Source organism: Acinetobacter sp. T_3_1 (genome assembly GCF_025377055.1).
GTDB lineage: Bacteria > Pseudomonadota > Gammaproteobacteria > Pseudomonadales > Moraxellaceae > Acinetobacter > Acinetobacter kookii.
The window spans coordinates 578,622-585,019 of the sequence record NZ_JACHVD010000001.1 but is presented as its reverse complement, the minus strand read 5'-3'; the positions used below and the strand labels follow the sequence as shown (position 1 = coordinate 585,019).

General features: G+C 44.6%; 8 protein-coding genes and 1 pseudogene. 1 reads left to right on the top strand and 8 read right to left on the bottom strand.

Annotated elements, in window-relative coordinates:
* Positions 1–246, top strand: a pseudogene (locus H4I94_RS02615) (transposase); the annotation flags it as partial.
* Between the two features lie 264 nt (positions 247–510).
* Here H4I94_RS02615 and yjgA read toward each other — a convergent pair.
* From yjgA to H4I94_RS02575, 8 genes are all read right to left on the bottom strand, one after another.
* Positions 511–1,044 carry a ribosome biogenesis factor YjgA gene (yjgA, locus tag H4I94_RS02610; RefSeq protein WP_092819007.1) on the bottom strand — a complete coding sequence of 178 codons (534 nt, stop codon included), beginning with the start codon at positions 1,042–1,044 and terminating at the stop codon, positions 511–513.
* A gap of 2 nt (positions 1,045–1,046) precedes the next feature.
* On the bottom strand, positions 1,047–1,316 hold the full coding sequence (locus H4I94_RS02605) for an HPr family phosphocarrier protein (protein WP_086175841.1): 270 nt from the start codon (positions 1,314–1,316) through the stop codon (positions 1,047–1,049).
* A complete protein-coding gene (rapZ, locus tag H4I94_RS02600; protein WP_261181328.1) occupies positions 1,313–2,164 on the bottom strand; it encodes an RNase adapter RapZ in 852 nt (283 codons plus the stop codon). Before rapZ ends, H4I94_RS02605 begins: the two co-directional genes overlap by 4 nt.
* A gap of 26 nt (positions 2,165–2,190) precedes the next feature.
* On the bottom strand, positions 2,191–3,036 hold the full coding sequence (gene panC / locus H4I94_RS02595) for a pantoate--beta-alanine ligase (protein ID WP_261181327.1): 846 nt from the start codon (positions 3,034–3,036) through the stop codon (positions 2,191–2,193).
* Between the two features lie 2 nt (positions 3,037–3,038).
* Positions 3,039–3,848 carry a 3-methyl-2-oxobutanoate hydroxymethyltransferase gene (gene panB / locus H4I94_RS02590; protein ID WP_261181326.1) on the bottom strand — a complete coding sequence of 270 codons (810 nt, stop codon included), beginning with the start codon at positions 3,846–3,848 and terminating at the stop codon, positions 3,039–3,041.
* A 47-nt stretch (positions 3,849–3,895) separates the two neighbouring features.
* Positions 3,896–4,384, bottom strand: a complete 489-nt coding sequence (gene folK / locus H4I94_RS02585; protein WP_261181325.1) for a 2-amino-4-hydroxy-6-hydroxymethyldihydropteridine diphosphokinase — start codon at positions 4,382–4,384, stop codon at positions 3,896–3,898.
* Positions 4,381–5,841, bottom strand: a complete 1,461-nt coding sequence (pcnB, locus tag H4I94_RS02580; protein ID WP_261181324.1) for a polynucleotide adenylyltransferase PcnB — start codon at positions 5,839–5,841, stop codon at positions 4,381–4,383. Before pcnB ends, folK begins: the two co-directional genes overlap by 4 nt.
* 136 nt (positions 5,842–5,977) lie before the next feature.
* Positions 5,978–6,388 carry a ComEA family DNA-binding protein gene (locus H4I94_RS02575; protein WP_261181323.1) on the bottom strand — a complete coding sequence of 137 codons (411 nt, stop codon included), beginning with the start codon at positions 6,386–6,388 and terminating at the stop codon, positions 5,978–5,980.
* Positions 6,389–6,398: the final 10 nt, after the last annotated feature.

Sequence of the window (6,398 nt, the reverse complement as noted above, 5' to 3'; positions counted from 1 at the left end):
CGGCTCCTGATCAGCAGTATGGCGTGTGTGCTGACTTGGCGAATACAGCGTTCTGAAGATGAACAAAATCAGAAAATTCGTATATTTCTGGCCCGTCTTTCAGGCAGACAGCAGAAAAGAGGCAAGATAGAAAGTGCGCCTGCCATATTGGCAGGACTTTCCATTTTACTGAGCACCCTTCAACTGCTCTCAGAATATTCAATAGATGAACTGAATGAAATCGCAACCATTGCATTAGGTACCTAAAGATGTGTAGATACCTATGCCTTGTAGGAGAGGGTTAGGGAGAGGTCATAGGCATTTAAGAAATATGTGATTTGCCACTTAGCTATTTGAAAAATATTTGCTTGAAATATATTTTTTGGAATAGAAGCTGGCGGCCCTCTCTCTAACTCTCTCCCTGAACAAGCGACAACATACTGCTTTTTCGCAAAGCGCAAGAGAGCAATCTTAAGACATAAAAAAGCGACTCGATTGAGTCGCTTTTTTATTGTCCAGCAAAGCTCCAGATCAATTATCTGAAATCAAAGCCACTTGCTGAATATAGTTAAACAGTTTTAACTTGGATGCTGCTAGCTCTTCTTCGGTTGCCTGATTTTTGATATCACGATGGATACGCAAAATATGCTGGCGAATCGCATGATGCTCGGCGGCATTGTGCGCTTTTATGAACTCTTTAATCACCGGATCACCTTGCGCGATCATACGATCGACCCAACGTTGCAACTGTGCGGTTTTTTTCGCACCCTGCTGCGGGGTAAGGTAAGACAAAATCATGGTTTCATCTTCATTACGCAATAATTTTCCTACACGCTGAAACTGACGGCGACGCGCTTCATGTGAAGTAATGCTTTGCACATCCAGTAAAGCATCAATCAGACGTTCTTCCACCGGAAGGTTTTTAATTTGTTTGATACTTAACTGAGCCAGTTGCTCACCCAAAGCAGCCATGCGCTGAACTGCTTTTTTCTGTTCGGTTTTACTCGCACGTCCTTCTAAACTTTCAAAGTCATCTTCAGTAAAACGGTTCGGTCGACGTGCCACGATTAATCTGCCTCGTAAAATTTTGCTGCAAATAATGCCTGAATTTCAGATAAAGCCTGTTCTTCATCTGCACCTTCAAGCACTAAGCGTAAAGTTGTGCCCTTGCCTGCACCGAGCATCAGCAAGGACATAATATTTTTTGCATCTACTAATTTGTTGCCTTTACCAATTTGAATCGATGAACGAAATTTGGTGGTAACTTCGATTAGCTTTCCAGACGCACGCGCATGTAAACCTAGTTTATTAATTACGTCAACAGTTGTGTCAATCATGACCAGTGCTTCATTTCTCTGTGGAGGACTTGGATAGACCATTTTTCCTCAAGGGCTTTTTTGAGTCTATCTACGATATATACGGAACGATGCTGCCCGCCGGTACAGCCAATGGATACTGTCATATAGTGACGATGACCTTCTGCAAAGGCAGGCAACCATTTATCTAAAAAACGATAAATGTCTTCAAACATTTCATTGGTTTGTTCACTTTGCAGCAAAAACTGTTGCACAGGCAAATCTAAACCTGAATATTTGCGCAATTCCAGATCCCAATGTGGATTCGGCAAATGACGTACGTCAAACACATAATCAGCATCAAGCGGAATACCGTGTTTATAACCAAATGATTGTAAAATTAAAATCAGGTTATCTGATTGTCCAAGTTTAGACAATAAGGTGTGTTTCAGATCATGCACACTTTTATCTGTTGTATCAATATGGACCGTTGAACGCAATTGTATGGGAAGCAATAAGGTTTTTTCTTCCTGTATACACTCATTCAAACTTTTAAACCGACTGGCTAAAGGATGAGGACGACGTGATGCACTAAAGCGGGAAATCAGTTCCTGGTCCTGGGTGGTCAAATAAATGATATCCACCGAACCATGCTTCTGCAGTTGTTCAAAAACATGATCAAACTCTTGCAGGTCTGCACGGGTGCTGCGCACATCTACGCCCAGCGCCAGCTGTTCCAGGTTATTGTCACGATCCAGCTTTTCTACAATTTCCGGCAGCAATGCCAGCGGTAAATTATCAATACAGTAATAGCCCAGATCTTCCAGCACCTGCAGGGCAGATGATTTTCCTGATCCGGATTGTCCTGTAACGATTAAAATACGCTTCATGGCAAGGCTGTCCTTAATAGCGAAGTTTATGCAGTATGCTTAACCTGCAAGTTGTCAATCAGTCGGGTTTTGCCCAATTTGGCTGCCACAAACAGCACCACATCCTGATCAAAAGCTTCTATTTTTTGTAATTCTGGAGTACGCGCTTCCACATAATCCACAATAAAACCAGCTTGTGTCAACTTTTGCTTCATATTTTCTAACACTTCCGCAAGACTGACACCACTGTGCAATTGCTGTTCGGCAGCGGTTAAACTTTGGTAAATGGTCGGTGCAATGGCACGGTGTTCTGCACTCAAATAACCATTACGCGAACTGAGCGCCAAACCATCTTTGGCACGGGTAATCGGTACACCAATCACTTCCAGCGGAATGTTCAGGTCACGCACAAACTGACGAATCACTGCCAGTTGCTGATAGTCCTTTTCACCAAAGAAGGCATAGTTGGGCTGAACAATATTGAACAGTTTAGTGACCACCACCGCCACGCCATCAAAATGACCCGGACGCTGCAACCCGCATAAGTCATTGGTAATTTCAGACACACTAATATTGGTTAAACGTGGCTTGTTTCCATACATTTGCTCAACACTCGGCGCAAAAATAATGTCACAGCCAACATCTGCCAGCAAATGGCTATCCTGTTCCAGAGTCCGCGGATAGCTGTCAAAGTCTTCGTTGGGTCCAAACTGAATCGGATTGACAAAGATACTGACCACGACAACATCACAGATTTTTTTGGCTTCACGCACCAGGTTTAAATGCCCTTCGTGCAAATTACCCATGGTCGGGACAAAACCGATAATTTTTCGTGCCGATCGAGCTGGACTCAGTGAAGCGCTTAATCCCTGAATGGTGGTTTCTGTTTTCATGTTTACAGCTCGACTTGAAAAGTTTGTTCTTTAGCAGGAAAAGATTGATCTTGTACCGCAGCATGGTAAGCCTTAAAAGCATCCAGAATTGCAGTTTCCCCTGCCTGTTCTTTCATAAAATTACGGACAAATTTGGCCACATGACCACCGGTCAATCCAAGCATATCCTGAACAACCAGCACCTGGCCGTCCGTGTCTGCCCCCGCGCCAATGCCAATCACAGGCGTATGCGGAAACAACTCACTAATTTCCTTACCCACCTGCGCCGGAACACATTCCAGTAGCAGCAGCGCAGCACCAGCTTCCACCACAGACTTACAATCGGCAATCAGCTGATCGGCAGCTTCACGGGTACGCGCCTGAACCTTATAGCCGCCAAACACATGTACGGATTGGGGGGTCAGGCCCAAATGCACACACACAGGAATACCATTACGGGTCAAAACCTGAACGGTTTCCGCCAGCCATGCGCCACCTTCTATTTTTACCATGTGCGCACCAGCTTGCATCACTTGTTTGGCACTGATTAATGCATCATTCAGCGTGGCATAGCTCATAAACGGCAAATCGGTCAAAATAAAGGCATGCTGGTTGCCGCGGCGAACGGCTGCCGTGTGATAAGCCATATCCTGTACTGTCACAGGTAAGGTAGAATCACAACCCTGAATGGTCATTCCTAAAGAATCACCCACCAGAATTGTATCAATTTCAGCAACTTCCATTGCTTTCGCCATACTCGCATCGTAACAAGTCAGGCAGGAGAATTTGCGGCCTTGCGCTTTAAATTTTCTTAAGTCACTTAGACTAATCATCTGGATCTTCCTCTTATGACGACTTTCTCAAGCGGTCATGCAAAAAATTAAATATTTGCCCAATTTCCATCATCCAATACGCTAAGCGTTGGATGTTGCAATATCGGTAAATCTTTTAATAATTGTCCTTTGATTTGTAAATTTGCCTCTAAATCGAGTAATGGCATCAGCACAAAATCCCGCTCCATGACACCAATATGTGGCACGGTCAAACGCTCATTCTGAATCTGTTCTTCGCCATACATCAGGAGATCCAGGTCCAAAGTCCGTTCGCCCCAACGGCGCAGTCGAACCCGACCTGATTCCTGTTCAAAACGCTGCAATTCATCCAGCAATGCAAGGGGTTCCAGGTCTGTAACCAGCTGTACAGCTGCATTTAAGTAGTTGGGCTGGTCTTGCGGCCCCATTGGAGGGCTTTGGTACAACCTGGAGGTTTTCGCGGCTCCCAGCGTTGCCAGCTTCTGTACGGCTTCTGCCAGAATTTGACGTGAATCCCCCAGGTTACTGCCTAAGCCGATGTAGGTTACTGTCATCATTGTGTCGGTCCAAAAATCACCTGGCTTAAATCACGCTTGACCCGTTTGCGTTTTAAAATTGGATGGTCATAACCAATTTCCGAGCCGCCTGAGGCAACATTTTGAACAGGTTTTTCAGATTTTGCCCGACTCTTGCGTTCACGACGACTACGCGGTTCAGGCTCGTTCACCAAAGGCTCAATTTCAGTAACTGCAGCAACCGGTTTTGCTTCCACCACATCTTCTGGAGTTGCCTTGCGACGGCTTTTTGCACGCTGGCGGTTATATTGACTGATGGCACGTTCTTTTTCATCAGTAGACATCTGTTGATACGCATCCCACCATAGGCCCATACCCTGAGTGGTATCATCACCCGATTTCTCACGCAGTAACAGAAAGTCAAATCCGGCACGGAAACGCGCATGTGTTGATAAAGCCTGAATTTGCTGCGGCTTCGGATTAAGCAAACGCGTTTGCATTTCCCACACTTCACGTATAAAGGTTTCTGCAAAACGTGGAATGATGGTCCGGGTGGCCTGGCGTTTTAAAACATCCAAACCGGCTTGTGCTCTTGCCTCTGCCGGAACAATCCCTTTACCTAAATAAAAGTCACAACGCTCTAGAAAAGGTTTCCACAACAATACCGCATAAAAGAATGCAGGATTGATGGTCTTGCCAATTTGAATACGCTGATCGGTATTGATTGCAGCACGTTCGATAAAGGTGGAGATATCCGGGCTGATGTCTGCAAACAGCTGACGCCAAATACCGAAATCTATCAACATGGGCAGAACACGATTTAAATGCCCCATGGTGAATAATTTTTGTGATTCATCATATAAGCGGTGCGGAGAGATATCACGCAACAGCTGGGTCATTTCAGGCGTAAAAATCTCTAAAATTTCAGGGGCAATATTAAAATTTAATTTTGCAGCAAAACGCAAAGTACGCAGCATCCGTACCGGATCTTCTTCAAAACGTAAGGTCGGGTCACCCAACAAGCGCAAGGTTTTATTTTTTATATCATCAATAGCATGACAGAAATCTAGCACAATCCCTTTACGCGGCTGGTAATACATCGCGTTAATGGAAAAGTCACGGCGGGCAAAATCCTGTTCAATCGTGCCCCAGTTATTGTCACGTAAAATCATGCCTGAAGCAGAAGTGACGGCTTTTTTAGGCGGTGCACGGAAAGTAGCGACTTCGATCAGCTCGCGGCCGGCATAGACATGAGCAAGCTCAAAACGTCGTCCGATAATACGGCAACGTCGTCCGAAAACTTCTTTTACCTGAGCCGGAGTGGCATTGGTGACAGCATCAAAATCTTTAGGATTCAGACCTAAGATCAAGTCACGGACACCTCCACCGACGATATAAGCTTCATAGCCAGCCTTGGTTAAAGCATCGATAACATCTAATATGGAAGAAGGTAATTGAGCGGTTGATAAACCACATTTTGACGCGCGCAAAGTTTGCAAAAGACGCTGTCTCCTACGTCTGAACGTAAAATATCTAAGATGACGCTAATCATATCTCTAACACAATCAAAGGGCAATTTGATTATCTCGATGCTCAATACTTTGTTCAATATTCTAAGCGGCTATTACCATTCCTCTACAGGCCTAAACGGTTTTTATTCTTGCTAAATAGCGCAGGTCCAATGCCCTTGACCTGTTGCAATTCTTCAATATTTTTAAATTTTCCATTTTTTTGCCGATAGGCAATAATCGCTTCAGCTTTCTTTTGGCCGACCCCGGACAGTGCTTGTAGCTGTTCAGCATTGGCCTGATTCAGATTGATTTTGCTGGTCGCTGAAGTCGCGGAGTTTAAAGCAGGTCTGGCCAAATAATAATCCCGGGTTGAGACGCGCGGTATTTTTAACCGTGCATCCTGAGCCTCTTGTTCAGCCTTCCATTTTAAATATTCCTGGTCGAACTGTTGAGCATAGCTACTGGATACACTCAACAAAGACAGCAAACCAAAAAGATAAAAAAATCCCTTCAGGGTAGATATTATTTTTTTCATATTGAGAGGC

What these genes read in the sequence shown, in the direction of transcription:
- H4I94_RS02605 (WP_086175841.1), bottom strand. Translation starts at nt 1,316, where the DNA reads ATGATTGACACAACTGTTGACGTAATTAATAAACTAGGTTTACATGCG.
- rapZ (WP_261181328.1), bottom strand. Translation starts at nt 2,164, where the DNA reads ATGAAGCGTATTTTAATCGTTACAGGACAATCCGGATCAGGAAAATCA.
- panC (WP_261181327.1), bottom strand. Translation starts at nt 3,036, where the DNA reads ATGAAAACAGAAACCACCATTCAGGGATTAAGCGCTTCACTGAGTCCA.
- panB (WP_261181326.1), bottom strand. Translation starts at nt 3,848, where the DNA reads ATGATTAGTCTAAGTGACTTAAGAAAATTTAAAGCGCAAGGCCGCAAA.
- folK (WP_261181325.1), bottom strand. Translation starts at nt 4,384, where the DNA reads ATGATGACAGTAACCTACATCGGCTTAGGCAGTAACCTGGGGGATTCA.
- H4I94_RS02575 (WP_261181323.1), bottom strand. Translation starts at nt 6,388, where the DNA reads ATGAAAAAAATAATATCTACCCTGAAGGGATTTTTTTATCTTTTTGGT.